At 69.7% G+C, this 2,149-nt stretch carries 1 protein-coding gene and 1 pseudogene; both read right to left on the reverse strand.

Translation table 11 applies throughout. The features are described 5' to 3' along the window. Nucleotides 1-1,695: isoleucine--tRNA ligase (gene ileS, locus AB0M20_RS39760; protein ID WP_364306271.1), on the reverse strand; the 1,695-nt coding region annotated here is incomplete at its 3' end. Nucleotides 1,696-1,749: 54 nt separating this feature from the next. Next, nucleotides 1,750-2,149 (reverse strand): annotated as a pseudogene (locus tag AB0M20_RS39765) (phenylacetate--CoA ligase); the annotation flags it as partial.

Below are 2,149 nucleotides of genomic sequence, written 5' to 3' on the forward strand. Positions count from 1 at the left end.
GGCCATCAGGGTGTAAAACCAGCCGCGGGTCTGGTCGATCGCCTCGGAGATGAACTGCGCCGGGTACGTGCGTTCGAAGAGCTCGGCGTTCGCGTACGGGTAGCCGTACTGCGCGAACGGCATCGCACCCGAGTCGTACCAGGCGTCGATCACCTCGGGCACCCGCGTGGCCGTGGCTGAGCACTGTGGGCAGTCGAAGGTGACCTCGTCGATGTAGGGGCGGTGCGGGTCCAGGTCCGACAGGTCACGCTTCGCGTGTGCGCCCAGCTCGGCGAGTGAGCCGACGCACGTGAGGTGGTCGTCGCCGCAGCGCCAGATCGGCAGCGGCGTGCCCCAGTAGCGGCGGCGGGACAGCGCCCAGTCGACGTTGTTGTCGAGCCAGTCGCCGTACCGTCCGTGTTTGATCGTCGCCGGCTGCCAGTTGGTTCGCTCGTTCTCGCGGATCAGCGCGTCGCGGATCGCGGTCGTGCGGATGTACCAGGACGGCTGGGCGTAGTAGATCAGCACGGTGTGGCAACGCCAGCAGTGCGGGTAGCTGTGCTCGTACGGGACGTGCTTGAAGAGCAGGCCGCGCTCGGCGAGATCGCGTACCAGGGTGTCGTCGGCGGTCTTGAAGAACATGCCGCCGACCAGGGGCACCCCGAGCTCGAAGGTGCCGTCCGACCGCACCGGATTGACCATCGGCAGGCCGTAGGCGCGGGTGCTCGCGAGGTCGTCCGCGCCGAAGGCCGGCGCCTGGTGGACGAGCCCCGACCCGCTGTCGGTGGTCACGTAGCCGGCCAGGATCACCATGTGCGCGTCGCCGACCTCGACGAGATCGAACGGCGCCCGGTACGTCCAGCGCTCGAGCTCCTTGCCGGTGAACTCCCGCGTCTTCGTCCACCCCGCCCCGAGGACCTGCTCGACCAGCGGCTCGGCGAGGACCAGCTGCTCGTTGCCGTCGGTGGCGGCGACGTACGTGACGTCGGGGTGCGCGGCGACGGCGGTGTTGCTGACCAGCGTCCACGGCGTCGTGGTCCAGACCAGCAGGGAGGCCCGGCCGGCGAGCGGCCCGGAGGTCAGCGGGAAGCGGACGAAGACCGACGGATCGACGACGTTCTCGTACCCTTGGGCCAGCTCGTGGTCGGACAGCCCGGTCTCGCAGCGGGGGCACCACGGCGCGACCCGGAAGTCCTCGACCAGCAGGCCCTTGCCGAAGATCTGCTTGAGCGACCACCAGACCGACTCGATGTATCCGGGATCCATCGTCCGGTAGGCATCGTCCATGTCCACCCAATAGCCCATGCGCTCGGTGAGCCGGGCGAAGGCGTCGGTGTGCCGGGTCACGGACTCGCGGCAGCGGGCGTTGAACTCGGCGATGCCGTACGCCTCGATGTCCCGCTTGCCGTCGAACCCGAGCTCCTTCTCGACGGCCAGCTCGACGGGCAGCCCGTGACAGTCCCACCCGGCCTTGCGGGCGACGTGGTAGCCCTTCATGGTCCGGTAGCGCGGGAAGACGTCCTTGAAGACCCGCGCCTCGATGTGGTGCGCGCCGGGCATCCCGTTGGCGGTGGGCGGCCCCTCGTAGAACACCCACTCGGGCCGCCCGGCCGACAGCTCCAGACTGCGGGCGAACACGTCGTTGTCGCGCCAGAACGCCAGCACCTCATGGTCGAGGGCGGGCAGGTCAACCTGCGCGGGCACCGGGCGATTCATGGTCGGAACGCTAGCCGGGCCGGCAACGCCCGGCGACCGGTTTAGGGCAGGCCCTTAGGCCGGTGGGCGGTTGTCGACGATGCGGCGCATCTTGCCCATCGAGCGCTCCACGCCGTCCGGCTCGATCACGTCGATCGCCACCGAGACGCCGATCGTGTTCTTGATCAGCGTCGCCAGCTCGCGGCCCGCTTCCTCGGCCTCCGGCGCGGACGTCGAGGCCCGGCGTTCCACCTTGACCGTCAGCTCGTCCAGGCGCCCCGGCCGCGTCAGCACGCACTGGAAATGCGGCGCCAGCGCCGGCGTACGCAGGATCAGCTCCTCGATCTGGGTGGGGAAGAGGTTCACGCCGCGCAGGATGATCATGTCGTCGGAGCGGCCGGTGATCTTCTCCATCCGGCGCATCGGGCGGGCCGTGCCCGGCAGCAGGCGGGTCAGGTCGCGGGTGCGATAGCGG

It is taken from the genome of Actinoplanes sp. NPDC051633 (assembly GCF_040681735.1).
Classification (GTDB): domain Bacteria; phylum Actinomycetota; class Actinomycetes; order Mycobacteriales; family Micromonosporaceae; genus Actinoplanes.